At 59.7% G+C, this 25,936-nt stretch carries 27 protein-coding genes; 17 read left to right on the forward strand and 10 right to left on the reverse strand.

The window, feature by feature from the left end; genetic code table 11:
* The coding region (locus tag N2315_04625) for a lipid-binding SYLF domain-containing protein (protein MCX7828478.1) at positions 1-599 on the forward strand (599 nt) is incomplete at its 5' end.
* A 181-nt stretch (positions 600-780) separates the two neighbouring features.
* Here the strand turns inward: N2315_04625 and N2315_04630 are convergent.
* A complete protein-coding gene (locus N2315_04630; protein ID MCX7828479.1) occupies positions 781-1,536 on the reverse strand; it encodes a 2-phosphosulfolactate phosphatase in 756 nt (251 codons plus the stop codon).
* Between the two features lie 71 nt (positions 1,537-1,607).
* On the opposite strand from N2315_04630, the gene N2315_04635 reads away from it, so the two are divergent.
* Complete coding sequence (locus tag N2315_04635; GenBank protein ID MCX7828480.1) at positions 1,608-2,066, forward strand: universal stress protein; 459 nt, start codon at positions 1,608-1,610, stop codon at positions 2,064-2,066.
* Between the two features lie 149 nt (positions 2,067-2,215).
* On the opposite strand, the gene N2315_04640 is transcribed toward N2315_04635, so the two are convergent.
* Positions 2,216-2,653 (reverse strand): hypothetical protein, encoded by a 438-nt coding sequence (locus N2315_04640; protein ID MCX7828481.1) that lies wholly within the window; start codon positions 2,651-2,653, stop codon positions 2,216-2,218.
* A gap of 150 nt (positions 2,654-2,803) precedes the next feature.
* Between N2315_04640 and N2315_04645 the strand changes: the two genes are divergently transcribed.
* Entirely contained in the window at positions 2,804-3,688 is an 885-nt protein-coding gene (locus N2315_04645; protein ID MCX7828482.1) for a YitT family protein, read from the forward strand.
* A 36-nt stretch (positions 3,689-3,724) separates the two neighbouring features.
* Here N2315_04645 and N2315_04650 read toward each other — a convergent pair whose 3' ends face one another.
* From N2315_04650 to ychF, 4 genes are read right to left on the reverse strand one after another with little or no spacing between them, the layout of a single operon-like run.
* On the reverse strand, positions 3,725-4,624 hold the full coding sequence (locus N2315_04650) for an ROK family protein (protein ID MCX7828483.1): 900 nt from the start codon (positions 4,622-4,624) through the stop codon (positions 3,725-3,727).
* A 20-nt stretch (positions 4,625-4,644) separates the two neighbouring features.
* Complete coding sequence (locus N2315_04655) at positions 4,645-5,424, reverse strand: M55 family metallopeptidase (protein ID MCX7828484.1); 780 nt, start codon at positions 5,422-5,424, stop codon at positions 4,645-4,647.
* Positions 5,425-5,426: 2 nt separating this feature from the next.
* Positions 5,427-6,422 (reverse strand): NADH:flavin oxidoreductase, encoded by a 996-nt coding sequence (locus N2315_04660; protein ID MCX7828485.1) that lies wholly within the window; start codon positions 6,420-6,422, stop codon positions 5,427-5,429.
* Between the two features lie 44 nt (positions 6,423-6,466).
* Complete coding sequence (gene ychF / locus N2315_04665; GenBank protein ID MCX7828486.1) at positions 6,467-7,555, reverse strand: redox-regulated ATPase YchF; 1,089 nt, start codon at positions 7,553-7,555, stop codon at positions 6,467-6,469.
* 179 nt (positions 7,556-7,734) lie between these two features.
* Here ychF and N2315_04670 point away from each other — a divergent pair, with 179 nt between their 5' ends.
* The 4 genes from N2315_04670 (at position 7,735) to truD (ending at position 11,427) form a co-directional block, all read left to right on the forward strand.
* The gene (locus tag N2315_04670; GenBank protein MCX7828487.1) at positions 7,735-8,097 is read left to right on the forward strand and encodes a response regulator; all 363 of its coding nucleotides are present in this window, start codon (positions 7,735-7,737) and stop codon (positions 8,095-8,097) included.
* Between the two features lie 145 nt (positions 8,098-8,242).
* A complete protein-coding gene (locus tag N2315_04675; protein ID MCX7828488.1) occupies positions 8,243-8,494 on the forward strand; it encodes a ferrous iron transport protein A in 252 nt (83 codons plus the stop codon).
* The gene (locus tag N2315_04680; protein ID MCX7828489.1) at positions 8,491-10,257 is read left to right on the forward strand and encodes a ferrous iron transporter B; all 1,767 of its coding nucleotides are present in this window, start codon (positions 8,491-8,493) and stop codon (positions 10,255-10,257) included. Before N2315_04675 ends, N2315_04680 begins: the two co-directional genes overlap by 4 nt.
* Before the next feature lie 3 nt (positions 10,258-10,260).
* Positions 10,261-11,427 (forward strand): tRNA pseudouridine(13) synthase TruD, encoded by a 1,167-nt coding sequence (truD, locus tag N2315_04685; GenBank protein ID MCX7828490.1) that lies wholly within the window; start codon positions 10,261-10,263, stop codon positions 11,425-11,427.
* Here truD and N2315_04690 read toward each other — a convergent pair.
* The 3 genes from N2315_04690 to N2315_04700 are packed head-to-tail and all read right to left on the reverse strand — an operon-like array spanning position 11,396 to position 14,141.
* Positions 11,396-12,166, reverse strand: coding sequence for an ABC transporter ATP-binding protein (locus N2315_04690; GenBank protein ID MCX7828491.1), 771 nt, complete (start codon positions 12,164-12,166; stop codon positions 11,396-11,398). The two genes, truD and N2315_04690, sit on opposite strands and share 32 nt — an antisense overlap.
* Positions 12,159-13,136 carry an iron ABC transporter permease gene (locus tag N2315_04695; GenBank protein ID MCX7828492.1) on the reverse strand — a complete coding sequence of 326 codons (978 nt, stop codon included), beginning with the start codon at positions 13,134-13,136 and terminating at the stop codon, positions 12,159-12,161. Before N2315_04695 ends, N2315_04690 begins: the two co-directional genes overlap by 8 nt.
* A 3-nt stretch (positions 13,137-13,139) precedes the next feature.
* Positions 13,140-14,141 carry a TIGR00303 family protein gene (locus tag N2315_04700; protein ID MCX7828493.1) on the reverse strand — a complete coding sequence of 334 codons (1,002 nt, stop codon included), beginning with the start codon at positions 14,139-14,141 and terminating at the stop codon, positions 13,140-13,142.
* 141 nt (positions 14,142-14,282) lie between these two features.
* Between N2315_04700 and N2315_04705 the strand changes: the two genes are divergently transcribed.
* The 9 genes from N2315_04705 to N2315_04745 all read left to right on the forward strand — a co-directional run bounded on the left by N2315_04705 (position 14,283) and on the right by N2315_04745 (position 22,904).
* A complete protein-coding gene (locus N2315_04705) occupies positions 14,283-14,909 on the forward strand; it encodes a V-type ATP synthase subunit D (protein MCX7828494.1) in 627 nt (208 codons plus the stop codon).
* Positions 14,906-15,253 (forward strand): hypothetical protein, encoded by a 348-nt coding sequence (locus N2315_04710; protein MCX7828495.1) that lies wholly within the window; start codon positions 14,906-14,908, stop codon positions 15,251-15,253. Before N2315_04705 ends, N2315_04710 begins: the two co-directional genes overlap by 4 nt.
* On the forward strand, positions 15,250-16,344 hold the full coding sequence (locus N2315_04715) for a V-type ATPase subunit (GenBank protein ID MCX7828496.1): 1,095 nt from the start codon (positions 15,250-15,252) through the stop codon (positions 16,342-16,344). The genes N2315_04710 and N2315_04715 overlap by 4 nt, the downstream gene beginning before the upstream one ends.
* Positions 16,335-18,296 carry a hypothetical protein gene (locus tag N2315_04720; protein ID MCX7828497.1) on the forward strand — a complete coding sequence of 654 codons (1,962 nt, stop codon included), beginning with the start codon at positions 16,335-16,337 and terminating at the stop codon, positions 18,294-18,296. Before N2315_04715 ends, N2315_04720 begins: the two co-directional genes overlap by 10 nt.
* A gap of 84 nt (positions 18,297-18,380) precedes the next feature.
* Entirely contained in the window at positions 18,381-18,800 is a 420-nt protein-coding gene (locus N2315_04725; protein MCX7828498.1) for an ATP synthase subunit C, read from the forward strand.
* A 1-nt stretch (position 18,801) separates the two neighbouring features.
* The gene (locus N2315_04730; protein MCX7828499.1) at positions 18,802-19,116 is read left to right on the forward strand and encodes a V-type ATP synthase subunit F; all 315 of its coding nucleotides are present in this window, start codon (positions 18,802-18,804) and stop codon (positions 19,114-19,116) included.
* The gene (locus N2315_04735) at positions 19,113-19,724 is read left to right on the forward strand and encodes a V-type proton ATPase subunit E (GenBank protein MCX7828500.1); all 612 of its coding nucleotides are present in this window, start codon (positions 19,113-19,115) and stop codon (positions 19,722-19,724) included. The genes N2315_04730 and N2315_04735 overlap by 4 nt, the downstream gene beginning before the upstream one ends.
* A 12-nt stretch (positions 19,725-19,736) precedes the next feature.
* A complete protein-coding gene (locus N2315_04740) occupies positions 19,737-21,530 on the forward strand; it encodes a V-type ATP synthase subunit A (protein MCX7828501.1) in 1,794 nt (597 codons plus the stop codon).
* Between the two features lie 6 nt (positions 21,531-21,536).
* Positions 21,537-22,904 (forward strand): V-type ATP synthase subunit B, encoded by a 1,368-nt coding sequence (locus N2315_04745; protein ID MCX7828502.1) that lies wholly within the window; start codon positions 21,537-21,539, stop codon positions 22,902-22,904.
* A 49-nt stretch (positions 22,905-22,953) separates the two neighbouring features.
* Here the strand turns inward: N2315_04745 and N2315_04750 are convergent, their stop codons facing one another.
* Entirely contained in the window at positions 22,954-23,742 is a 789-nt protein-coding gene (locus N2315_04750; GenBank protein MCX7828503.1) for a LacI family transcriptional regulator, read from the reverse strand.
* 202 nt (positions 23,743-23,944) lie between these two features.
* Here N2315_04750 and N2315_04755 point away from each other — a divergent pair, with 202 nt between their 5' ends.
* Positions 23,945-25,864 carry a DUF2207 domain-containing protein gene (locus tag N2315_04755; protein ID MCX7828504.1) on the forward strand — a complete coding sequence of 640 codons (1,920 nt, stop codon included), beginning with the start codon at positions 23,945-23,947 and terminating at the stop codon, positions 25,862-25,864.
* Positions 25,865-25,936 lie beyond the last annotated feature (72 nt).

Here is a 25,936-nt window from a genome sequence, read left to right on the forward strand (position 1 = left end):
GGATAAGGGAGTGCGCCAGGGTGATAAGGGACATGGCGGGGGAGAGCGACGCTTCCACCATGCGGGACCTCATAAGGTCAAGCCACGGGGTGGCCATATTCCCCTCCGTGGTAAAGGCGGGGCTCGGCATAGGGGGCAAGTACGGTCAAGGAGTGCTGCTCAAGCACGACCCCTACACGAACCGCTGGTACGGCCCAAGCTTCGTAAACATAGCGGGGCTCTCCTGGGGAATCCAGATAGGCGTTCAATCCACCGCGCTGGTGCTGGTGATAAACAACCAGAAGGGGATCGAAGCCTTCGAAGGGGACAAGATAACCTTGGGAGGCGACCTTTCCGTATCCGCCGGGCCCGTTGGCAGGAACGCCCAAGCGGGGACGGACTCAAGCCTCAAGGCGTCCATTTACAGCTACTCCATGTCAAAGGGCCTCTTCGCGGGACTTTCCCTTGAAGGGGCGGTTATATCCACCGAGGGGGACACCAACCGGGCCTACTGGGGAAGGGATATGTCGGTTCAGCAGATCCTTTCCAAACGGGCATCGGGGACAAAGATGGCACCCCTCCTGAAGGCCCTAAGGGATGCCGTAAAATCCAGAGACTAATTGGTTGTCATCTTTAAGACGACAACCTGCCGATATATTATCAAGAAGCGGCAACCGGGAGCTCCTTCGGGGCTCCCGGCTTTTTGCCCCGCAGCCAGGCGCGGAGAATCCAAAGATCCGCGCCTGTAGCTTCGCTAGCAGCCCAACGTCTAAATATCAAAACGCCAAAACGCCAAAAGCCTCACCCTACCAGGAGAAGCTCTGCGAAGCCGTCGCGGAATCGGCTTGCCTTCGATAAGATCTCGGTGACATCCACACGGCACGCCTCCTCTATGTCCCCCATAAACCCCATCTCGGCCAGGAAGGCCCCATGGGAGGACCTCTCCAATATACACCCCATGATATCCCCCCTTACACTCCTATGCTCCTCAAGGGCCACGCGGGCGGAGGAGGACAAATCAACGCGGGACGCCCCTTTGATGTCAAGCAGTCGATCCACCAGGGCCCCTGCGGCGACCACGTCCTCATAGGACTCAGATCCTTCGTGCCCGGCGCACAGAACCGCCACAGGCCCCGTCTCATGGGCCACAAGCCCCGCCGCGGCGCTAAGGTTTCTCAGACAGAATGGATAAACCCGGTCTGACGCCTCAAGGGCCCGAAGGATGGCACCGGTGCCGTTTGTGGTGGTCATTACCACACGAAGCCTGCGGTCTTGAGGCATCGCCATGAGTTCCCTGGGAGAGTTTCCACCGTCGAAGCCACGGGGAGCCACCCCACCCCTTTCCCCAAGGAGGGACCAACCTTCCCCATCTTCCTCAAGCTTCTTTTTCAAAACCCTTGCCTCTTCCACATCTCCCGCTAGGACAGCCCTGACACCTCCCAATTCAAAAAACACGCTCATCTGAGTGGTGGCCCTCAGCATGTCCACCACAAGGCAGAAGGCGAAGGATCCCGATATCTCCCTTGGGGTAAAGAACACCTGGACCCTGCATACCATGTGGATACCACCCCCACAACGATGTGATAGAATAAAACCAAGATTTTCAGCACATGAAAGGAGTGATCCCGATGCCCAAGAAAATGCTCGTGGCGGCGGACCTAAGCAAGCTCGGCGAGTCGGTGGTAAAGTACGGCTACTCCCTATCCCACAGGCTCAACATCGAGGCCACGTTCCTCCACGTGATCCCAAATTACTACATATGGAGGGGTTACGAGCCCTGGCTTCCCCCGGAGATAAACCAGGAGGTTCAGCAGATAGCAGACAAGAAGATGCGGTACTTCCTCAAAAAGGCGGAGGAGCAGCTGGGCTACCAGGATCATCCCGCCCATAAATTGGAGATCCTCTTCGGCGACCCCGCGGAGCAGATAATCGAGTACGCAAAGAAGGAGTCCATGGACCTCATCGTGCTGGGATACAAGGGACACAGCACCCTGGAGAACATCATCGTGGGAAGCACCGCCTCCAAGGTGGCCCGCTACGCTCCATGCTCGGTTCTCATATACCGCCCCGGCCACGAACCCATATAGGGCATCGCAGGCAAAATCCATCCCCAACGGATAATGGATGATTCGAACCAGTTAGCGTAAATGCACAGGGAGGGAGAGGCAGCGCCTCCCCCTCCTCTATTTGCGTTCTGCCTAACAAACGCCAACGTTCAAGGCAGCACAAAATCCGGCTATATTATCAGCTTGCCGCCCCCCTTTGGGCCCCCCATCTTGTCAAGCTGCTGCAGCACGTTGGAGGAGGCCACCGCGATGCTGGGCTTCTTAGCCTCCTGGGCGGCATACTCCTGAAGCCTGCGCTCGTACTCCTTGAGGCTCTTCTTCAGGGCCTCCACGTCACCCTTCACCCACTGGAGTATGCCCTCCACCATGGCCTTGACCATCTCCTCCGGGGGATCGGAGTTGAGCAACCCAAGCTCCTTGAGCATCCTATGCTCCTCCCGCACGGACTCCAGGATGTCATCGTCGGTCACGAGACCCTTCTTGTACAGGACCCTAAGGACTATGTTGAACTTGGTCTTGTTGTTCTCATCGTTTATGGCCAGGGAATCCACCCGGGCCAGCAACATGGAAAGCACCTCTTCAAGACTTATCTGCATGGGCATGGCCATCGCCGATCTCCTCCTCCTTGTACAGTAAGCCCAATTTTACCACCTCCATGGGAAAACCGTTATATACTTTACATGCAAAGCCCCGTCCGGAACGTCATCTTAAACACGGCTCATCGCCACACAAGGACTCCATAAGGAGGTGTAATCCCGATGAACAACGTCAAGCGACAGGGTATGCGGCTTATGATAGCCATAAAACAGGAATGGCCCGCGCTGCTCAACATAACCTTCGGCTGCGTGATACTTACCATAGGTATAATGGGGCTCACCATTCCCTATAAACTTCCCGATTCAGGGTTAACCGGCCTTGCGGTGTTGGCAAAGTACGCCTTCGGGCTCTCCCCCGCCTGGATAATAGGTTTGGGGAACGTGGCCCTTCTTTGGTGGAGCTGGAAGGAGCTTTCCCCAAGGTTCGTGGTTCTCACCACCTACGGGGTCACACTGCTCACGGTGCTGATAAGGCTGGCGGACAACCTTCCCCACCCCACCATCCATGACACCCTGCTGGTGGCCATACTGGCGGGGGTCATAAAGGGGATAGGTGGAGGCATAGTGTTCCGATGCGGAGCCTCCCTGGGCGGAACGGACATCATCGTAATGGTGCTTCGAAAAAGGCTTGGGGTTGAGGTGGGCAAATACTCGTTCTACATAAACCTGTTCATCCTGGCGCTCTCCAGCGTGGTGGTGGGGATCGAAGGGGCCCTCTTCGGGCTGGTAAGCGTCTACGCCAACGGGGTGGTCACCGACAACGTGCTCAGCAGCTTCGACAGGAGAAGGTTGGTCTTCATAGTCTCCAAGGAACACCGGGCCATAACACAGTACATAATCCAGGAGATGAACCGCGGTGTAACGGAGCTCATGGGCAAGGGGGGCTACTCCGGTGAGGACAGGCCTACCCTCATGTGCCTGTTGACCCCCAAACAGGCCATGGACCTGAAGCGTTTCGTGGCCCAGCTGGACCCCAAGGCCTTCATGGTGATCTCCGAAGCCTCCGAGGTTTTGGGCCGTGGCTTCAAAACCTGGAAGCAGCTCTAGGGCCGCAAATCCCGCTCCCGGGCCCTTCGCTCCAGCCTACCGTTGGACATCTCCTGCCATGGCGGCCCCCACCAAGGGGGCCTTCTCCATCAGGGACGACAAGATCAGCCTCACCTTCCGGCGAAAGGCATCCGCCAGGTACAGATCAAGCCTGGCGGCCAGCATGGGCACCAAACCTTCAGCCCTGGATATGCCCCCGCCAAGCACCACCGCTTCGGGATCCAAAAGATGTACCGCCGAGGCCATCCCCCTGGAAAGGGCGTCTAAAAACTCCTCCATAACTTCCGAAGGGTTGCCCCTCAAGAAATCCTCCCACTGCTCCTTAAAGCTCCCATTACCCCTAGCTTCCACCCCATCGGCCCCCGCCAGGGCCTCAAGGTGTCCTAGGCCGCCGCAGCCGCAGGGACGGCTGCCCCTTACCACCATGTGCCCCCCTTCTCCCGCCATCCCGTTGGAGCCCGTCAAAAGACGCCCCCGAACCACCACACCACAGCCAACCCCGGTTCCCAGGGTGAAGAGCACGAAGTCCGAAAGCCCCTTGGCGGAGCCGGCTATCATCTCCCCAAGGGCGTAACAGTTGGCGTCGTTCTCAGCGTATAACTCCACGGGAGAACCCGCGGCGGAGGAAACCACGGAGGATATCTCCCTGACTGACACGTTACGCCAACCTAGGTTTGGGGCGCTCACCAACACCGAACGGGATCTGTCCAGCATACCCGGCAAAGCCACCCCGCCCATGCTTGGGAACGGAAGTCCCTGCTCCTCGCATAGCTCAAGGGCCTTACGGGCCAGAGCGGTCCCCACCGAGCCAACGCTTCGGTCCGAAGGGGTATCTATCATGCCGTACCCCAGCAGCACAGCCCTTTCGGGGTCCCATAGGCCCACCGAGATGCTGTGTCCCCCAACGTCCGCCGCAAGGCGAAGCCCCAACGCCATGAAGCACACCCCTCCCCCAGTTAGCAGGTTCGATCCGCTATCATCGTGGCGGAAGCCAAAAAACGCCTCACGTCAAAGGGATCATCGGTCTCAAAGGAAACCTCGCAGGCCCCAACCCGGCGGCTCATAGGAAGCAAACTCACCGCATCAGCGATCTCCGGCCTTGTAAGCTCCACGCTCACCCTGTAAGGGGGCTTCATCGGATCAGGGCGCGGGACCCTCCCAGCATCCATGGACCACAGGGCGGACTTTGCCCCCTCCATGAGCACCTCCACGCCTCCCTGAAGGGCCGCAAAGGAACGAGCCCCCAGGGACTCCTTCAGCTCGCAGATGACGGGTCTTTCTCCGTCGAAAAGCGCCTCCGCCTCAAAACAGGCGAAGTCATCCCCGGCTATAAGGATAACCGGCGTGAAGAGCACGGCGCTTGAGAACACCTCCAGCCCAATGGGCCCCATGCGCCTTCCGTTGACCCTTACCCCCCTTATGGAAGCGGCGCCGTCCAAGGGCAAGGCCCCTTTCTCGGCACCCCACATGGCGGGATAGCCTATCAGCATCGCCGCATCGCTCTCCGACATCAGATGGGGAAGGCTTAAAAGGCTCAACGGGCTGTTAACTATGGTGCAAAACCGCATGAACCTAACAGGATCCAACAACCCCTCCGGGTCGTCCACCACCACAGAGTTATCCCCAAGGCAGAGCATCTCGCAGAGGGGCTCCATGTAGGAGCTGACCAGGCTCTGCGGAGGGCGGGATGCCATACAGGGGAACCCCTCGGACCTTATGGATATGAGGATCCTCATGGCTAAGACACCCAAGCGGCGATTGAAGAGGGGCTGCTCAACAAAGGACGCCCCACCCCAACAAGATGGCATACCCCGAAATGGAGCATTTTCTCCGCCCTCTGCGGGTTGCGCACCATGCCGGTGCACTCCACGACGCAACGGCCTCCCACCGCCTCCATGACAAGCCTTGAGTAGTCGTCAAACCCTTCGGGGGTATCGTATCCACACAGGTTGCCGGAGACTCCTATGAGGTCCACGCCTAAGGATGCCAGCTCCCTTGCCACCCTAGCCCCCTCCTCCGGGGCAAGCCCTTCACCGGCGGAGCCGGGGAAGAAGTCCGCAACCCCAAGCCGCACCGATATTATGGCGTCCTCAAATGCCCCCGCCAAAGCATCCACCACCTGAAAAAGCAACCTGGCCCGGTTCATCAAACTGCCCCCGTAACGGTCCTTTCTTTGGTTGGTAAAGGGGCTTAGGAACTGTCCCAGCAGGTAACCATGACAGCAATGCACCTGAACCCCCCTGTACCCAGCATCCAAGGCCCGCCGGGCGGCGCTGACAAAGAGATCGGGCAGCTGCTCTATTTCATCGGCGGTCATCTCCGATGGGACGAGTTGATGCTCCCTCATCGGGTGTGGCACCGGGGAAGGAGCCACGCACCGGAAGGTTGGGTCGTCAAGAAGCGTAAGATCCGCCACGGAACTACCCGCGTGATTAAGCTGCACCAGCGGCACCGCCCCGCAACGTTCTATGAGGGATGCCACCTCCCTGTGAGGCTCCACCAAAGGATCCGAATCCAGCCTCATCTGCCTTACCCTGGCCCTGCCCCATGGATGCACCGCATGGTGCTCCATTATCATAAGCCCCGCCCGGGATGTCAGGATCTCCTTAACCCTTAAAAGGGTCCCCTCCGTGGGACGCCCCTCAGGGGTGGCGGTGCCCGATGCCAACGGCGCCGCCACCAGGCGGTTAGGGATCCTCACCCCCTTTATCTCCAACGGCTCCTTAAGCAGCATCACCGCACCCCCTAGAAGTTTTAGTACGATCCCGGCGTCAAGGACTAAACGTTAAAGCGGATCTCCATGACGTCGCCATCCTTAACCCGGTACTCCTTGCCCTCGAGCCTCAAACACCCCGCGTCCCTGCAGGCCCCTATGGAGAACCCGTGGGCTCGGTAATCATCGAAGGACACCACCTGGGCCTTTATGAAACCCCTGGCGAGGTCCGAGTGAATGGCCCCAGCGGCGTCCACCGCCGTAGCTCCGTCCCTCAAGGTCCAGGCCCGGACCTCATCGGGGCCGCAAGTGAAGAAGCTTATGAGCCCAAGGAGCGAGTACGCCCCCCTTATCACCCGGTCCCTACCGGGCTCAGATATGTCAAGCCCTGCGGTGAACTCCTCAGCTTCCTCCGGGGAAAGGTCCAAAAGGTCCATCTCGAGCTGTCCGTACACCGACACCCAAGGGACCTCTCCCAGCTCCGAAAGCAGCTCCTTCCCTCCCGGAACGTCCTCGGGGCCCTTCTGGGTCTCGTCCAGGTTGAGGACCACCATCTGGGGCTTGGCGGACAGAAAGGAAAATCCCCTTAAAAGCCTAAGCTCATCCTGGCTCAGCCCCATCTTGCCGATGGGCACCTCGGAAAGCAGGCTCTCCTGACAACGCTCCAGAAGCTCCTTTTCCACCTGCTCCTCCGGGGACAGCTTCTTCTTGCCCCCCAGGCGGCTCAAACGGTTCTCTATGACCCCAAGGTCCCGGTATATGAGCTCCAGGTTGACGATTTTGTAGTCCCTTAGAACGTCCACCTTGCCCTCCGGGTGCTCCACCGAAGGGTTGGCAAACCCCCTCACCACGTGGAGAAGGGCATCCGCCTCCGCCACGAAGGAGAGAAAGGAGTTGCCGAGCCCCGCCCCCTTGCTGGCATCCCTGGAAAGGCCCGCAAGGTCCACGAACTCAACCTGAGCGGGGGTCCTCTTCTTGGGGTTATGATGCTCCGCCAGCAGATCAAACCGCCAGTCAGGGACGGGAACCACCGCCCTGTTGGGGTCGGTCTTGCCTCCAGGATAGGGCTTAACCTCCGCCCCAGCCCTGGTTATCACGTTAAAAAGGGTGGTCTTCCCGCTCAGGGGAAGCCCTACTATGCCGCAATGAAGCATGTGTCCACTCCTCCCAAAATAGCTGAGCCTCGCAGAAAAATCGAATCCCTTAGACCCTATTTTATCCGAACCAAGTCGTTTCCGTCCCTCGGGTGTTAAAATGAACAGCAAGACCATTGGGACCGAAGCTTACAGAGGTCTTCGCATACTTTATAGCTTCCAGATGGGGGGTGTCGCCCTTGGCCCGCATAATGATCGCCGACGATGCGGAGTTCATGAGGCTAGTGCTTAGGAAGATGATAGAGAAGGGTGGACACAAAGTGGTCGGAGAGGCGGACAACGGCAGGGATGCGGTGTACCTATACACCATGCTCCATCCGGACCTCGTGACGTTGGACATAACCATGCCCTTTTTAAGCGGATTGGACGCGGCGGAGAAGATAAAGGGAAACCACCCGGAAGCCAGGATACTGATGGTCTCCGCCATGGGGACTAAGGACAGCCTTGAGAGGGCCAAATCCATAGGGGTCAAGGGGTTCATAGTAAAACCCTTTCAAGAGGAACAGGTGCTGAAGGCCATAGAGGAGGCCCTGGGGGACTGATGCCGGAGATTAGCCCTTTGTTCGTCCCTTCTGCCACGAAGGGACATCCCTTAAAAACCGTGTTTTGCCCTTCTTTGGGTAATGAGCCGTCCGATGGGTTCAGACCTTTGAACGCAGGCGCCAAGACCAGGTGATTCCAATGGACATGAGCCTTCTCAGGCTAAAGGACGGAGAATGGTGCGTGGTGACAAGGATGCCCCACGGTGAGGCGGCGTTGCGCCTTGAAGCCCTTGGGTTAAGGGTGGGGAAGAGGATACAGAAGCTGTCCGGGATGCCCTTTCAGGGCCCGGTTACGGTGTGCGTGGACGGCCGTCAGGTGGCCATAGGACACGGGGTGGCGGCCAGGATAGCGGTGCGGCCGGAGAGAAGGGAGGCCATGGGGTCTCCATGCCTTTGATATGTCATAGGACTCCCGACAACCCATCGGGGGACGACCGGTGCGGAAGGCTGCTTCTGATCGGCAACCCAAATGTGGGCAAGAGCGCCCTCTTCTCCCGCTTGACCGGTTTAGATGCGGTGTCCTCCAATTACCCAGGTACCACCATAGGATTTCTTGAGGGCACCCTCGAACACCGGGGCAAGTCATATCGAGTCATAGACGTGCCCGGGGCATACACGCTTAACGCCACCAACGAGGCGGAGGAGATAGCAAGACGAATCGTGGACGAGGGAGCCCAGAGGGCCATAATCGTGCTGGACGCCACCGCCCTAGAGCGGAACCTGGTGCTGGCCATGGAGGTGCTGGAACGCAAGATACCATCGGTGGTGGCCCTCAACATGGTGGACGAGGCGCGCCACAAGGGGATAATCATAAACATCGAGACCCTTGAGAGGGAGCTGGGGGTGCCGGCGGTCCCCACCGTGGCGGTCACGGGCCAAGGTATCAGGGAGCTCCTGGACAAGCTGGATCAGGCCAGGGAATCCCACCTATCCCCCTGTTCCAAGGAGGAGCGCTGGAACCGCATAGGAGCAGCGGTAGGAAGGGTCCAGCGGGTGGAACACCGCCACCACACCCTGGTGGACAAGCTGGAGGACATAAGTGTAAACCCCATATGGGGATCCTTGCTTGGCATACTGGTGCTGGCAGCCTCCCTTTATCTGGTCCGCCTTTTGGGGGAGGGTCTCATATCCCACGTGTTCGACCCCATTTTTGAAGGGATATTAAGGCCCCCACTGGAGGACCTGGCGGGAACCCTGGGGGATGGAACGCTGCGCAAGGTCCTCATAGGAACCCTTTTCCAGGGGAAGATCGACTTCGAGCTCAGCTTCGGGCTTCTTACCACCGGGCTCTACGTGGAGTTCGCCATGGTGCTGCCATACATAATCGCGTTTTACGGGGTTTTGAGCCTGCTCGAGGACGTGGGGTACCTGCCGCGCCTTGCCATACTGTTCGACGCCCTTCTGCACCGAATGGGCATTCACGGGTACGCCGTCATCCCCACACTCCTGGGGCTGGGCTGCAACGTTCCCGGCATCCTGGCCACAAGGGTCCTTGAATCCAGGCGGGAGCGGTTCATAGCCTCCACCCTCATATCCGTGGCGGTCCCCTGCACGTCCCTTCAGGCCATGGTGGTGGGGGCCTTGGGTGAAAGCCCGGCGCACATGGCAGCCGTATACCTCACGCTCCTTGCATCATGGGTCATCATCGGACGCCTTCTGCATCGGGTCCTTCCGGGCTTCAGCCCGGAGCTGATAGTGGAAATCCCCCCCTACAGGCGTCCCTCCCCTTCGGCCCTGTGGCTCAAGATGAGGCTTCGAGTCAAGGACTTCCTGCTGGAGGCAACCCCTCTGGTCCTTGGAGGCATACTGCTGGTAAACGGCCTTGAGGCCCTGGGGGTCATGGATCTCATATCCTCCCTGTTCGGCCCCCCCATCAGGTTTTTAACCGGACTGCCTCCAAGCGCCGCAGGGCCCATAGTAATGGGCCTGTTCCGAAAGGACGTGGCGGTTGGACTGCTCCTTCCGCTGGGACTGACGCTTAACCAGATGACCGTGGCAGTCACGGTGCTGGCCATGACGTTCCCGTGCATAGCCACCTTCGTGGTGCTGCTCAAGGAGCTTGGGACCAAGGACACCATGAAAGCGCTCCTGATAATGGTAACCGCCGCCCTGTCCGCCGGATCAATCCTCAACATGATCCTTAAGCTGGCAACCCCGTGAGCCATGAGCGGTAGCTACCAACTCAAACGCCTTCCGGAGGACTTCCAGGTCCAAGAGGTGCTCGAGGAGGGCTTCATCCAGGACGGAGGAGGCTTCGCGGTTTACCTGATGGAAAAGCGGGACGTGGGGACCCAGGAGGCGGTGGAAACCATCGCCGCAAGGAGCGGCGTTCCCATACGGGACATCCGATTCGGAGGCCGCAAGGACAAGAGGGCCGTAACCCGCCAGTTCATCACCGCACCCAAAGGGGCGGACCTCTCCCGGGCGGGGTGCAGCAGGATATCCCTGCAAAGGGCAGGGTTCTCCGCCTCCCACATATCTCCCTCCAAGATAACCCACAACCGTTTCACCATAACCATCCGGGGGCTGGAGGATCCAGACCGCTTCGCAAGGCGCATCTCCATGGGAGGGCTCGGGTTTCCCAACTACTTCGACGACCAGCGCTTTGGAAGCGTGGGAGCCAGTGGAGCTTACTTCGCCGAAAGGCTCATAAAGGGTCACCTCAACGGGGCGCTTAAAGTAATTTTAACCGACGTAACCCCTGAGGACACCCCAAAGGAAGCGGCGCGAAAGTCCCTCATGGCTGAGGCCTGGGGTGACTTCGGGAAGTGCCTTTCGCTGGCGGCCCATGGGCTTGAAAAAAAGATCCTATCCCTCCTGGCGGAGGACCGCTCAACCAGGGGCATGAAGGGGGCTCTGCGTCTCATCCCAAGGGAACAGATGAGCATGCTCTTCTCCGCCTACCAGTCATTCCTGTGGAACCTAACGGTGAGCAGGCTCTTCGAGGCCTCATCTGCGGCGGGGCTTCGGGTTGTACTAAGGGGCGGAGAGGCCTTCTTCCCCTTCATAAGGCCCCATGGGCACCCCATGATGGTACCCACCGCCTCTTACAAGATGCCAACAATGGAGGGGGCGGTGATGGAGGCTTTTAATGCGGTGCTGGAGGGAAGGGGCATAAAGACATCGGACTTTAACATCCGTTTTATACGCTCAGTGCACTTCGGTTCCTACGAAAGGAGCACCTGGCAGTTCCCCACCGGCCTGAGGCTTCTGTCATCGGGACTAGACCAACTAAACCCTGGGAAGCACAGGGCCACATTGGAGTTCAGCCTGGAGAGGGGAAGCTACGCCACTATGTTCATAAGGTACCTGATGGAGCTTCCGGCATGACCGCCACCCTTCCCCTCTCCCCCCTAAGAAGGGAAAAGGGCACCTGGTAGGCATTTTCAAGGACTCCCAGATCCGGCCGGCCTCCATCCATTGAGGCCATTATCCTTCCATCCCTCATGACCATAACCCTTCGGCACCATCCAAGGGCCAGGTTGAGGTCGTGCAGCACCACCAGGACCACCCGATCCTCCGACGCGGCATTGAGGAGCTCCATAACCTCAACCGCATGTTTGGGATCCAGCGCGGCGGTGGGCTCGTCCAACAGCAGAACCCTTGGGACCCTGGCCATGGCCCTGGCCAGGGCTACCCTTGCGCATTCCCCCCCAGAAAGCCCCGCCGCCTCCCGGTTGGCAAGGTGAAGCACCCCCACATCCGCCATGGCCCTCTCCGCCATGTCCCACTCCCGCTTGCCATAGCCCCTTAAGGGCCCCACCAGGGGGTAAAGCCCCATGGTGACCACCTGGCGCACCGTAAAACCCTTCTCAAAGGTCACCGACTGGGGCATTAAGGACACCAACGAAGCCCTCTGGCGGCTTGGGAGCCTACTGAGTTCCAGCCCATCCAAAGCCACCGAACCACGAAAGGGGACGAGGCATCCAAGGGCCTTAAGCAGCGTGCTCTTGCCGCTTCCGTTGGGGCCCACCAGGGCGGTCACGCCCCCTTCGGCAAGGGACAGGTCAACCCCCTTAAGTATCTCCCGGCCCCCTAGTTCTACCCATATCCCCTGGGCCCTAAGCATCGCCGCGGCCCCTCCAAACCAGCCATAGGAACACCGGCCCTCCCATCAGGCTGGTAACGACACCCACGGGCATCTCATCCAACATCCGACACATCACATCCGCCCACACCAGCAGGACTCCTCCCAGAAGGGCGGAGCAGATGGAGAGCCCAAGGCTGGAAGGACCTAGGACAAGCCTTATCATGTGAGGGGCCACCAACCCAACAAAGCCTATCACCCCAAACTGCCCCACCACCAACGCCGCCGCACAGGATGCCCCAATCAGGGCCAAGACCCTCACCAGCCTCTCCCGGGCCCCCAGGGAAGACAGATCCGCACCGGAGGCTAAGAGGTCCAGCTCCTTGCGAAGCCCCATGGATGTAAGCAAACCCGAGAGGGCCCCCAATAGGGCCAGCAAAACCCCGTACCAGGTGGCGCCGGAGAAGCTTCCCATAAGCCAAAGCACTATGGCGGACACCTTCTCCCCCGCCAGGGCTTTTAGCAACGTCAACCCCGCCCCAAGGACGGAGCTGATCACCACGCCGGACATTATCATCCCCGAAGGGCCGGCGCCCAAGGACAAGGAGAGCACCGCCACAAGGGAGGCGAAGCTGCCCAATAGGGCGCCTCCGGAGGGGCTCATCCCCAAGAGGATGGCCGCCGCCGCCCCAAAGGCCGCCCCTGAGGCCACCCCAAGTGTATAGGGCTCCGCCAGACGGTTCCTGAAGACGCTCTGAAATATCACTCCCGCAAAGCCAAGGGCGGCGCCGGAAAGCAGCGCCCCAAGGGTCCTTGGAAGCCTTAGGTACCAAACAACGAAAGGACTTCCCAGGCCCTCTCTCGAAGGAGGACCTTGGAGGATGGCTCGGAGCACCTCCATCAAGGGCATCCGCCACTCCCCCGTCGACGCCCCCGCGATGATCCCTCCCAAGGCAGCCATCGAAAGCGCCGCCGCTAGAAGTCCAAGATCTCCACGAAACCTTGAATCCATAGCCTAGGGCTTGTCCTTAAATCCCATCATCAAGGAGTAAATCTCCTCCACCTTCCCGCAAAGGCTTTCCACCGAAACTCCAAGCTCCTGGGCATACCAAACGGCGCCGCCGGCCCCTACGCCTTCCTTAACGTATCCCCTCTCATAGTCCGAAAGCCCCCTGTGGCAAGACCGAGAGAAGTCCAAGGGGGCCGCATAGGGATCGGCTCCGAGGGAAGATGCCATCTCAAAGAACGCACAGGACTTATCCTGGGCCACGTACTTGGTGGTGGCCACCGATATATTCCTATCACATCCCATGGCCCTAAGAACTGCCAACACCGCCAACATCTGAGTCCCACCGGCCAGCACCACCCGGGCCTCTTTGGGCAGCCCCCAAACGAAACCCGCCACGGCGGCCTGCATGGGATCCCCCATCTCTTGAACGGCCTTAAGAGGATCACCCTTGAAGGCTCCAAAGCCTCCGCCGCACCTTGAACATCCCCTCTCCCATATGGCCTCCTTGAGGCTTATGGGATTAAGGGGCCCCGCAGAGGAGACCATTCCGTCAACACCTAAGGATCTAAGCACCATGAGGGCGGTGGTGGTGCCGCCAGGCACGGACTCCCCTATCACGTAGGGCCCCTCCAAGCCCCCCATGGACCTGCCAAGTTCCAGGGAGGCATCGAATATCTCCATTGCGTTGGGAACCGCCGAAACGGCCGACGGATCCCCGCCGGGAGGACATTTTAGGTCCACGTGCGGACAGGCGGGAGGTAGGTAAGACCCGCACCGTATCACGAGGAACGGGAACCTCGCCATCTCCCAGGCAGCCCTGGTTATAAGCGCCGGCGTCGGGTGCCCTTCCGGATCAACCGGAACCGCGTCAACCACCCTGGGACGTCCGTAGTAGAGCACGTCCGCGTCTGCGGCGGCGGTGAAAGGTATAACCTCCGGATTCGCACCAGCCGCAGATATACCGGGTATCTTGCACACATCACTGGCACCGATGAACAGGAAGAACATCACATGATACCTCCCTCGCTGGCAGGGGTCTTGACTTAAATTGGACTCGGGAGTAGAACTCCATTGCCATGCACCGCCGTTGAAGGATAATCTATAAAAGGGACTTTTGAAAGCCCCTCCAGCTAAGGGGGTTAAGGACCCATGAGAACCAAGCCGGCACCTACGCGTGGTAACCTGAGCAAGGTCATGAAGGCCCTGGACCTTGCCAGGAAGGGACATGAACTCCTGGAGCAGAAGAGGCAGATCCTCATGATGGAGCTCATGAAGCACATGGAGTCCGCCAGTAAGATCCAGGGGGAGATGAGAAGGCTCTTCGAGGAGGCATACTCCTCCCTTCAGAGGGCCAACGTGTCCACGGGCATAGACACCGTGGAGGAGATGGCCCGATCCATTCCCATAACCGACGGGATAACCATCCGTCTTAGGTCCGTCATGGGCGTCGACATCCCAGAGGTGGATCCCATAGACGAATCGCCCATCCCAAGCTACTCCCTCATAGGTTCATCGTGCCCAATGGATCGGGCATACCTTAACGCCCGGAGGGTTCTAGCCCTGATACTGAAGCTGGCGGAGGTGGAAAACTCGGTCTACCGATTGGCGGTTCAGATAAGGAAGACCTACCGCAGGGTCAACGCGCTGAAGAAGGTGATAATCCCCTACAACCAGGAGGCGGCAAGGTTCATATCCGATGCCCTGGAGGAGATGGACAGGGAGGATTTCGTGAGGATGAAGGCGGCCAAGGAAGGCCGAGGAGGTGAGGATAGTTGACATCCCTTGAGGAGACCATGGCGGTCCTGCTGGGGACCGAGAGCGAGGCAAAGCGGCTGGTGCAGGAGGCCAAGGATGAGGCGGAGACCCTGATACGGAAGGGGCAGGAGGACTTCATAAGGGAGAGGGACATGCGGATATCCGCTGCCCGGCAGAGGGCGGCGGCCATGCTGGAGAACGCCCGCAACGCCGCCCAGGCGGAGGCGGAGGAGATAATCCGCAACGGCAAGGCCCGCAGGGAGCGCATGCAGAGGGCCTTCGAAGAGAACGCCCGCCAGGTGGTCCACGCCATCGCCCTAGAGGAGGCGGAGGCCATACTGGAAGGGAGACGCAGGGGGCGATGATCACGTTCAGCGCCAACGGAGAGAGGATCTCCAGCGGGGTTAAGGCCAAGGTAATGCTCTCCAACCTCCTCAGCGACGAAGCCCTGTGGGAGCTGCTTCATCATGACAGCATGGAAGAGATAGCCGCAAGGCTCAAAAGGGAGGAGGGCTATAAAGAGTACCTGTTGCAGCTGCCCCCCGGCGAGATCCACAGGTATGACCTGGAGGGACAGCTCAAACGGATACCGTTGGACGAAACCGGGGCGTTCATCGCAAGATCCGCCGGGCCCAGGGCCCGTTTCCTCACCGCTTGGGCATGGAGAAAGGACTCGGAGAACTTAAAGTCCATCCTAAGGCACATCCACAGCGGGAGAAAGGATCCCGCGGGGCTTCAAAACAAGCTCTACCACGTTCCCCTCTCCAAGGTGCCCTACGAAGGGCTGCTTGCCGCCTCCAGCTTTAGCCAGGTCCTGTCGTCCCTCAGGAAAACCCCCTACCACGCCTCGCTGGAGGAGCCCTTGAGGAAGCTCCAGGATGGGGAGATTAGGAGCCTCTTCAACGCGGAGATGGCACTGGACATGACCGCGGAGGGCAACGTGGCAAAGGCGCTTTCGAAGCTCCCTACAGAGGATGGGAAACACGTCAAGGAGTTTCTGGGGGAGAGGTGGGATCTTTTCAATCTATACACCATATACAGGGCCAGGTTCTTCTTCCAGATGGGGCCGGAGGAGACCATGGGGCAACTCTTGCCCCATAGACACCGGCTCTCCCCGGAAACCCTAAGGGCCCTTTGCAGAACCCAGGGGGAGGAGGCCTTCTCCAACGCCATCTCTTCCACCCCATATGGGCATGTGTTCAATCAAAAAATAATGAACGACGACATGGGCGTCGAGAGGAACCTAAAAAGGCACCTGTTCCTCAAGGCCATCGGGTTTCTCCGGCGTAGGCCGCCATCGTTCCAATCGGCGTTCTTCTACCTGTACGTGCGGGAGCTGGAGGTGGAGGACATCATAACCGCCATAGAGGACGTGCGGTACGACTACGACAGGAGGAACGCGGCGTTGTACCTTTCAAGGCCTCTCATAGCTAGGGGGGATTCCATGTGGCAGTGACGAGGATGCTGGCCCTTACGATAATAGGGCCGGGAGACGAGATGGAGGCGGTGGCCCGGGAGATGGTGCTGTGCGGAGGATTTCATCCCATGCCGCTGGACTACCTGATATCCGACCGCGCCATAAGATCTAAGATAACCTCCAGACCCGAGAACCCCTATGACCAGCTTCTGATGGACCTCTCGGCCCTTTGGACCGCCTCGGGGGAACCGCTTCCCGAGCCGTTCCCGGTAATGGTGGACAAGTCCATGTGTCTTGAGGTTATATCCAGGGAAGTCCAGAAGGTGACCCAGGTAGTAAGGGTATGGAAGGAGAGGCTCTACGCCCTGGAGGAGAGGCTTGACCACCTGGAGGCATCCCTGATACTGAGCTCCGCCGTCAAGGAGGCGGGCCATTCGGGGAAGGACCTGAGCTACACGAGCTTTTCCAGGTTCTTCTTCGGAAGGGCCAGCACCGAGAACTTCAAACGCCTTGAGGATGCGGTCGAGGAGTCCCCGGTGATCGTAAGGCCCGTCAAGGTAACGGACTCAAACACCTGGTGCCTGGTCTTCACGTTCCCAGGATACGAGACAAACGTGAGGAAGCTGTTGGACTCCATATACTTCAAGGAGTACCCCGTCATACCGTCGGATATGGAGGGCTCCGAGGAGGATCTCAAGGACCAGATCGAGAAGACCCGCAGGGCCGTAGAGGTCCTTAAGGGGGCATCCCGAAGGCGCCTTGAGAAGGACAGGAAGCTATACGAGGAGCTCTACTCCCGGGTGTACACCATGCAGCGGATATACGAGCTGTGCTCCAACAGGGGGGAGGTAAGCGGCCTGTTCGTCCTCTCGGGCTGGATACCGGAGGACACCTTTGAACAGGTAAAAGGTCGGATCATGGCGCTGGCTCCCCGAAGCCACATGATCGTGGACGACGTATCAAGAAGGGTCGACGCCATATGGGTTCCCACCCTGCTCAGGAACTCCAGGCTGGTAAGGGCCTTTCAGGACATCGTGGGGCTCTACAGCACCCCTTCCTACGGCGAGATAGACCCGTCCTTTGCGGTGGCGGTGACCTTCTGCCTCTTCTTCGGTTTCATGTTCGGCGACGTGGGACATGGTCTCATGCTCATGGCCGGCGCATGGTTCCTAAAGCAAAAGAAGGTCATGAGGCAATCCATGGCCACGGTGCTCTATTACGCAGGCTCGTCATCCATCCTGTTCGGGTTCCTTTACGGCAGCTTCTTCGGGATAGAAGGGCTTCTACCGTCCCTTTGGCTCTCCCCCATGAGGGATATGGAGCGCCTTATAGCCACCGCCGTGACGGTGGGGGTGGCCATGGTGAGCATAGGCATGGTCTTTAACATGGTGACCCAGTACAGGAAGGGGAACTTCGGACGGCTGCTCTTCGACGGAGGCGGCCTTGCGGGGCTCATGTTCTACTGGGGGGCCGCCGTGGTGCTCTACTCATCCTTCAAAGGGCTCCCGCTGCCGGTGCCGTCGTGGGCGATATCAGCCCTGTTAGGCACCTTGGTGCTGTGCATGGTGTTCCGGGACACGCTGGCCAGGGTCATCTTGAGGTCCCCCCAGGAAGGCCACCAGGAACCCTTCTACATGAAGGCCTTCGAGGCCCTTCACGGGATGATGTCCTTTTTAAGCAACACCGCCTCATTCGTGAGGCTGGCCGCCTTCGCCCTCAACCACGTGGGGCTGTCACTGGCGGTGATGATGTTGTCCGACATGGTTAAGGATCTGCCGGGAGGACTCTTCTTCAGGGCGGCGATACTCATAGCGGGCAACTTGGTCATCGTGGGCCTGGAGGGCCTCATCGTGTTCATCCAGACCCTGAGGCTGGAGTACTACGAGTTCTTCAGCAAGTTCTACCGGGGTGGAGGCAGGAGCTTCCGTCCGGTGGAGTGGCAGGCCAGGAACATGGACATCGAAGGCAGGCACCTCCCAAGGGGGATCTGAGGGGAAATCTGGCACAGGTTGCCCCGGGCAATTTAAAATTTAAAGTTTAAAATTTAAAAACAAACCAAATGGAGGGATGTTACCATGCTTGGACTTATGATCTGCTGTTTCACCGTTGGAGCCATGATGTTGGCGGGGTACGGCCTCAGGGGTAAGCGGGTCCCCAATCCCCGGGGAGTGTTAGGCGCGGCGATGCTGCTCTCGGGGGCCCTCATGCTTGCGGGCGTCATATTGTCCCTGTCGGGCAGCGCCTGGGCCTCCGAGGGGGCTGCGAAGGCGGGGTCCCTGGGGGCTTCGGGGCTTGGATTCATAGGGGCCAGCATCTCCACCGGTCTTGCGTGTTTGGGCGCCGGCATTGCGGTGAGCGGAGTTGGCGCCGCCGCCCTGGGCCTCGTGGGAGAGAAGCCCCAGATGCTGGGCACCACCCTCATATACCTGGGTCTGGCGGAGGGGATCGCCATATACGGCGTCATCGTCTCCCTCCTCATAATGGGAAAGATGTGACATGAAGGCCTTTCTCATAAGCGACAACCACGACACCCTTGTGGCAATGAGGCTTGCGGGCATAGAGGGGGTTGTGGTCCATGGGAAGGAGGCCACCGAGGCGGCCATAGACGAAGTCCTTAGCAACATGAAGGACGTGGGGATCCTGGTCATAACGGAGCTGGCGGCCAGCGCGGCACCCCATAAGGTGCGGGATCTGAGGCAGCGGGGGGAACTCCCCCTTCTGGTTGAAATACCGGACCGGCACGGCATGAGGCGCAGCGAGGACTTCCTGACCAGGTACGTTCAGGATGCCATAGGGGTGAAGGTGGGATGACGATCCGGGATGACAAGCTGGAGGCCCTAAGGGAGCTGATCCTTGACCAGGCGGAGGCCAAGCGAAGGGATACCATAAGACAGGCCCAGGAAGAGCTGGACAGGTGGCTCAATGAACAGCGGGAGAAGCTAGAGAAGGAAGAGGAACTTATCCTTGAGGACGCCCGCCGCCGGGGAGAGGACATAAGGCTAAGACAGGTGATAAACGCCGAGAGGGAGGATTCGCTGGAGACCTTGAGGTTCCAGAACCGGCTCATATCGGACGCCATATCCATGCTCCGGGACGAGCTTACCCGCCTTCGGGAGAGGGATGACTACCCTTCGATACTGGCGGGGTTGGCCCTGGAGGGGCTGGAGGCGGCGGGGTTCGATGGGGCCTACAGGATAAGGCTGAGCGCGTCGGATCAGGACCTGGGGGACCGGGTTGTATGGCTGGTGAAGACCCAATGCCCGGAAGCGGACCTGGTGTTCGATCCGGAACCGGCCCCCATAACCGGGGGACTTTGGCTATCCTCGGAAGATCGGCGCAAGGAGGTCCGCTTGGACTGGCAGAGCAGGTCCAGGGAGATGGCCGACACGGTGGCGGAGAGGCTGCTGCAACTGCTTTAAGGGGGGAGCGATTTGGAGGCTTCTGCTAGGAGGGGGCTGGTGACCATGGTCAACGGCCCGGTCATAAAAGGCTCTTCCATGGGCAGCTTCGGCATGAGGGAGATGGTCTACATAGGCCCCAGGAAGCTGCTGGGGGAGATAATCCGCATGGACGGCCAGGAGGCCCTGATCCAGGTATACGACGACACCCAGGGATTGAAGGTGGGAGAGGCCATCGAGGGAAGCGGGCAATCCCTTTCGGTGCAGCTGGGGCCGGGGCTCATAGGCGGTTTCTTCGACGGCATAGCAAGGCCCTTGGACAAGCTCATGGAGCGCCAGGGGATATACATAATGCCCGGCGTAGACGTGCCCCAGATTGATCCGGAGAGGACCTGGGAGGTAACGGTGCTGGCGAAAAAGGGGGACATGGCCTTCCCCGGGATGGTGGTGGCCGAGGTCCAGGAGACGCCGCTTCTAAAGCACAGGATAATGGTTCCCCCCGACGTGGAAGGGGAGATAGTGGATATAAAACCCTCAGGACCAGTAAGGTCCGACCAGTGGCTGGCCCTGGTGAAGGACACTTCCGGAAGGGAGATGCAGATCCCCTTGGTCCAGCGGTGGCCGGTGAGGACCCCACGTCCCTACAGGCAGAGGCTGCTGCCCAACGAACCGCTGGTAACGGGGCAGCGGGTCATCGACGGCCTCTTCCCCATAGCCAAGGGGGGCACCGCCGCCATACCCGGCGGCTTCGGCACCGGCAAGACCGTCACCCAGCACCAGCTGGCGAAGTGGAGCGAGGCGCAGGTGGTGGTCTACATAGGCTGCGGCGAGCGGGGAAACGAGATGACCGACGTGCTGGAAGAGTTCCCAGTCCTTGAGGACCCAAGGTCCGGAAGACCCCTTATGGAGAGGACCATACTCATCGCCAACACCTCCAACATGCCGGTGGCCGCCCGGGAGGCCTCCATATACACGGGCATCACCATTGCTGAGTACTTCCGGGACATGGGATACCACGTGGCCCTCATGGCGGACTCCACCAGCCGGTGGGCGGAAGCCCTCCGGGAGATATCCGGACGACTGGAGGAGATCCCCGCGGAAGAGGGCTTCCCCGCTTACCTTCCCACTCGGCTGGCGGAGTTCTACGAAAGGGCGGGGCGGGTGGTAACCCTGGGGGGCGACACGGGAAGCATAACCATAATAGGGGCGGTCTCACCGCCCGGAGGGGACTTCACTGAACCGGTTACCAGACACACCAAGCGTTACATCCGCTGCTTTTGGGGGCTCGACAAATCCCTGGCCAACGCCAGGCACTTCCCTGCCATATCATGGCTCGACTCCTACAGCGAGTACGCCCAGGAGGTGGAGGACTGGTTCGCCTCAACGGTGGATTCCCGATGGGGGGAGCTCCGGAACCGGGCGGTCCAAATACTGGGGGAGGACAACAAGATACAACAGATAATAAGGCTCGTGGGAGAGGACGTGCTGCCCGACGAGCAGAAGCTGGTGGCTTTCACCGCCTTTCTCCTCAAGAACGGATACCTCCAGCAGAGCGCCTTCGGCCCCGACGCCTACTCTCCCCCGTCAAAGGGCTTCGCCATCCTGGATCGGATACTGTACTTCCACGACCGGTGCGAGGCCTTGATAAAGAAGGGGGTCCCCCTGTCGCTCCTGAAGGATCATGAATCGGTGGACGCCATGACCCATCTAAGGGAGCTCCAACCCGACGACGTCAAATCCTTTGAGGAGCACAAGAGGAGCTTGGACTCCCACATAGAACGGGTTGCCAGGGAGAGGACCGCGGTGACCAGGGAAGAGAGGAGGTGAGGCCCGATGGCCATAGCTGAGTTCAAGGGGCTGCAGCGCATAACAGGACCCTTTATATTCATGGAAGCGGTTCCTGACGTAGGATACGGAGAGCTTGTGGAGGTGGTCCCCGAGGACGGCCTGCCCCGCAGGGGAAGGGTGGTGTTGGTAAGTCAAAAGGCCATAACCGTTCAGGTATTCGAGGGGACCTCGGATCTGGTGCCCTCCTCCACTTCCGTGCGGTTCCTCAAAAGGCCCCTTGAGATCTCCCTGTCAAAATCCATGCTGGGGAGGACCTTCAACGGCATAGGGGAACCCATAGACGGCTGCGGCCCCGTCTACGGGGGCAAGCGAGTTCCGGTCAACGGCCTGCCGTTAAACCCCGTGGCCCGCCAGTATCCAAGGAACTTCATCCACACTGGCATCTCCGCCATAGACACCCTTACAACCCTCATAAGGGGACAGAAGCTGCCCATCTTCTCCGGCAACGGCCTGCCACACAACCGGCTTGCGGTCCAGATCGCCACCCAAGCTAAGATAGTGGGCGACGAGAGCTTCGCAGTGTGCTTCGCCGGCATAGGCATAAAGCACGACGACGCATCGTTCTTCATGAGGGAGCTTGCCCATCGGGGACGGAACAACAACATGGTCACGTTTCTGAACCTGGCGGACGACCCGGTGATAGAACGGATAGCCACTCCCAGGATGGCCCTTACAACGGCGGAGTATCTGGCCTTTGAACTAGGTATGCACGTGTTGGTCATCATCACCGACATGACCAACTACTGCGAGGCCCTGCGGGAATTGGGGGTCGCAGCCGGCGAGGTGCCAAGCCGGAAGGGCTACCCCTCCTACCTTTACAGCGACCTGGCAAGCCTCTACGAAAGGGCGGGGGTGTTAAAGGACAGACCCGGCAGCGTCACCCAGCTGCCGATCCTCACCATGCCCAACGACGACATAACCCACCCCATACCGGACCTTACGGGCTTCATAACCGAGGGGCAGATAGTCCTCTCCAGGGAGCTAAACTCCAAGGGCATATACCCTCCCATAGACGTGCTCACCAGCCTCTCAAGGCTCATGAAGGACGGCATAGGGAAGGGCTACACCAGGGAGGACCACCCCAACCTGGCAAGCCAGCTCTTCGCCTCCTACAGCAGGGTCCAGGACGTAAGGGCCCTGGCGTCGGTGGTGGGAGAGGAGGAGCTGTCCAAGAACGACAAGCTCTCCATGGCCTTCGGAAGCGCCTTTGAGGAACGGTTCCTCCGCCAGGGCGCCGATGAGGACCGGGACATCTCAACTTCACTGGACATCGGATGGGAGATACTCAAGCTGCTTCCACGGTCGGAGCTGACCCGGGTGACCCTGGGGCAGATAAGGGAACACATGAGGTAAGCCCTGACCCGGATCTATTCCGGATCAACCCCGAGGCCCTCGGCAGAGCTCACTCAGATGCTTTAGGCGCCGAGGGCCTTATTTCAAGCCTTATCTTCATAGGGATTTCGGGATTCTTGATGAGCCTCCCAAGGGCCCTGCCGCAGGCAAGGCCCACCTCCCTTGGATTCAGCAGCACGGTCCAAACCCCTGGACACGCCATCCCAGGGGGAGGTCCAAGCACAACCGACACGCCAGGAGGAACGGGATCCCAACGGGCCGTCCCATCCCATACCAAAGCCCTTCCATCAGGATCCTGGCGGCTTTGGAGAAACGAAAAGGGGCTCCAGCGCCCTCCCATGTAGCGGAAAGGCCCCACCGCCTCGTGCAGGGCCTCCACCAACATCTCCTGGTGGAAGCCTATGGAAGCCGCACCCTCTTCTTCGACGTCCCCCCAGCAGAGCACCGGAAACGGAAGGTTGAATGCCCCATGGGCGGCTGAGTGCGGCTCCCCCATCCAAAGCGCTCCCTCCAACTTGCGCCCCACCAGCTCGTCAAAGGGCCCCCTGCCCCACCGGCCCCCAAGGACCAATACGGAGCTGCCCTTAAGGGAAAGCCCCCTGGCAAAGCCATCCAACAGGGGGCCCAGCCACCATCCGAAGTCATCCTGAACCACCACCCCACAAAGGTCCCACCGACCCGCCGCAAGCCCCGAGGCCAACCTATCCGGCCTGTAGCCGAGCCTACGCACCGCGTCCCACACCCGCTGGGCCGTGAGCTCCGATATCCTGGGGTCCCCTTTGAGCACCCGGCTCACCGTACCCTTATCCACTCCAGCCAGCTCAGCCACGTCCTTCATCGTAGCCACGCAAAGCACCTCCCGCACCAGTCCTAAGGCGCTAATCCATATTGAAAGGACGAAAATATATATCGGCAAGGACTTTTCCCTTGATCAATATCACCAATCCACCGGACCTTGGATTATAATACCTTTCAAAATAGCTTTAACAGACTCTTTTCCCAAGGTCCCACGAGGGGGAGAGGGGAAGGGGGCGCGGACGGTGAGGGCAATTGGGTACGGTTTAAAGCGGCTTTGGATGATCCTTGGAATCCTTGGGTGCCTTTGGGCCTCCGGGGCCCAGGCTAACGAAGCCATCCTCAGCTTCGGAAGCCTGGTAAGGATAGGGGATGACGGCACGATCGCCGTTACGGAAACGATAGTGGTCCGCGGGGAGGGCAACATGATAAGGCGGGGCATCTTCAGGGACTTCCCCACCGTTTACGAATCCCCCACCGGCAGGACGATCCGGGTCCCATTCAAGGTGGTAAGCGTCAAGAGGGACGGAGCTCCGGAGGATTGGCACACGGAAGGCATGTCCAACGGGGTGAGGCTCTACATAGGATCCAAGGACAGGTTCCTTGCCCCTGGCAAGTACCGGTACGACATAACCTACACCACCACAAGGCAGGTTGGTTTTTTTAAGGATCACGACGAGCTTTACTGGAACGTGACCGGCAACGGATGGGGCTTCCCCATAGCCGCCGCCGCGTGCAGGGTGTACCTTCCCAACAATGGCCGCTTCACCGCCCTTGACGCCTTCACCGGCCCCCAGGGCTCCAAGGGAAAGGACGCCAAGTTCAAGGTGGACGACGACGGAAGCGCCCTGTTCTGGACCACAAGGCCCTTAGGGCCCGGGGAAGGGCTGACCATAGCGGCGGCGTTCCCCAAGGGGCTGGTGAAGGACGTGCCGCCAAAGGTGGCGGGGCTCAGGCCCTCCTGGTGGCGCGGCATCGGCTATGCCCTATGCGCCCTTGGGGTGTTCTACTTCGTCTTCATATGGTTTAAGGTGGGCAGGGATCCCGCGGGGGGCACCATAATACCCCGCTTCTACCCTCCCGAAGGCATTTCAGCCCCGGCGGCAAGGGCGCTCAGGCTCATGGGTTTCGACAACAAATGCATGGCCTGCTCCATAGTGGACGGGGCGGTCAAGGGATTCGTGGCCATAGAAAGGCTTGGGAAGACATACCGGCTGGAGCTCATGAACCCGGACCTCAAGGACGCCCCAACCCACGTGGCGGTTGTCCTGGCCAACCTCTTCCAGTCGGGGCAGAAGAGCATAACCATAACCCAGGAGGAGCACAAGAGGCTTCAGGCGGCCCAAAGGGCCTTGAAGGACCTCTTGAACGACTCCCTGGAAGGAAGGTTTTATCACTCCAACCTGCTCCACTGGATTGGGGGAAGCCTAATCTGCCTTGCATCCATCGGGGCCCTGTTGCTAAGCCTCATGGAGAGCGAGGGGGGCATCTTCATAGGCCTATGGACTTCCGTATGGACCATCGGGGTGTTGGTCCTCATGGCGGCGGTAAGATCCGCCTGGGCGGACTACTTCAGCATGAGGGGCTTCAAGCGTTTCGCCAAGGCCCTGTTCTTAAGCCTCTTCTCCGTCCCATTCATGATAGGGGAGATAATAGGCCTCTACGGAGTTACGATGTCGGCGGGGCTTGGAGGGGCCCTTCAGGTTTTCACCGCAGGCATCTCCATTGGGATATTCAAGTTCCTGCTCAAGGCCCCCACCGAAGGGGGAAGACAGGTCCTGGACGAGCTGGAGGGCTTCAGGATGTTCCTATCGGTGACCGAAAAGGAGAGGCTGGATCGGCTCACACCTCCCGAGATGGATATCAAGACATTTGAATCCTACCTTCCATGGGCAATGGCGCTGGACGTCGAAAACCGCTGGTCAGAGCGCTTTAACGCCATGGCCCAGGAGGCCCAAAGCCGCGGGGAAACTTCCCAAAGTTACATGCCCATCTGGTATTACGGCGGCCTGTCGGACCTTGGGAGCGGATTCGGGGAGGCCTTATCAAGCGGCATAGCCTCCTCCATAGCCTCCGCTTCAACTCCCCCCGGTTCCTCCTCGGGCTTCGGAGGCGGCGGTTCCTCCGGAGGGGGAGGCGGCGGAGGAGGAGGCGGCGGCTGGTAGGGCTGACAAGGGAAGCCCGCCGCAAAGAAGGCTTCACGTAAAAGTTGTTTAGATCTTTATAACCCAAAAAGG

It is taken from the genome of Thermanaerothrix sp., from assembly GCA_026417795.1.
Lineage (GTDB): Bacteria > Synergistota > Synergistia > Synergistales > Synergistaceae > Thermanaerovibrio.

Bases quoted from the DNA above. Each gene is read 5' to 3' on its own strand.
- N2315_04630 (MCX7828479.1), bottom strand. From the start codon at position 1,536: ATGGTATGCAGGGTCCAGGTGTTCTTTACCCCAAGGGAGATATCGGGA.
- N2315_04635 (MCX7828480.1), top strand. From the start codon at position 1,608: ATGCCCAAGAAAATGCTCGTGGCGGCGGACCTAAGCAAGCTCGGCGAG.
- N2315_04640 (MCX7828481.1), bottom strand. From the start codon at position 2,653: ATGGCCATGCCCATGCAGATAAGTCTTGAAGAGGTGCTTTCCATGTTG.
- N2315_04645 (MCX7828482.1), top strand. From the start codon at position 2,804: ATGAACAACGTCAAGCGACAGGGTATGCGGCTTATGATAGCCATAAAA.
- N2315_04650 (MCX7828483.1), bottom strand. From the start codon at position 4,624: ATGGCGTTGGGGCTTCGCCTTGCGGCGGACGTTGGGGGACACAGCATC.
- N2315_04655 (MCX7828484.1), bottom strand. From the start codon at position 5,424: ATGAGGATCCTCATATCCATAAGGTCCGAGGGGTTCCCCTGTATGGCA.
- N2315_04660 (MCX7828485.1), bottom strand. From the start codon at position 6,422: ATGCTGCTTAAGGAGCCGTTGGAGATAAAGGGGGTGAGGATCCCTAAC.
- ychF (MCX7828486.1), bottom strand. From the start codon at position 7,555: ATGCTTCATTGCGGCATAGTAGGGCTTCCCCTGAGCGGGAAGACCACC.
- N2315_04675 (MCX7828488.1), top strand. From the start codon at position 8,243: ATGAGCCTTCTCAGGCTAAAGGACGGAGAATGGTGCGTGGTGACAAGG.
- truD (MCX7828490.1), top strand. From the start codon at position 10,261: ATGAGCGGTAGCTACCAACTCAAACGCCTTCCGGAGGACTTCCAGGTC.
- N2315_04690 (MCX7828491.1), bottom strand. From the start codon at position 12,166: ATGCTTAGGGCCCAGGGGATATGGGTAGAACTAGGGGGCCGGGAGATA.
- N2315_04695 (MCX7828492.1), bottom strand. From the start codon at position 13,136: ATGGATTCAAGGTTTCGTGGAGATCTTGGACTTCTAGCGGCGGCGCTT.
- N2315_04700 (MCX7828493.1), bottom strand. From the start codon at position 14,141: ATGTTCTTCCTGTTCATCGGTGCCAGTGATGTGTGCAAGATACCCGGT.
- N2315_04705 (MCX7828494.1), top strand. From the start codon at position 14,283: ATGAGAACCAAGCCGGCACCTACGCGTGGTAACCTGAGCAAGGTCATG.
- N2315_04715 (MCX7828496.1), top strand. From the start codon at position 15,250: ATGATCACGTTCAGCGCCAACGGAGAGAGGATCTCCAGCGGGGTTAAG.
- N2315_04725 (MCX7828498.1), top strand. From the start codon at position 18,381: ATGCTTGGACTTATGATCTGCTGTTTCACCGTTGGAGCCATGATGTTG.
- N2315_04730 (MCX7828499.1), top strand. From the start codon at position 18,802: ATGAAGGCCTTTCTCATAAGCGACAACCACGACACCCTTGTGGCAATG.
- N2315_04735 (MCX7828500.1), top strand. From the start codon at position 19,113: ATGACGATCCGGGATGACAAGCTGGAGGCCCTAAGGGAGCTGATCCTT.
- N2315_04745 (MCX7828502.1), top strand. From the start codon at position 21,537: ATGGCCATAGCTGAGTTCAAGGGGCTGCAGCGCATAACAGGACCCTTT.
- N2315_04750 (MCX7828503.1), bottom strand. From the start codon at position 23,742: ATGAAGGACGTGGCTGAGCTGGCTGGAGTGGATAAGGGTACGGTGAGC.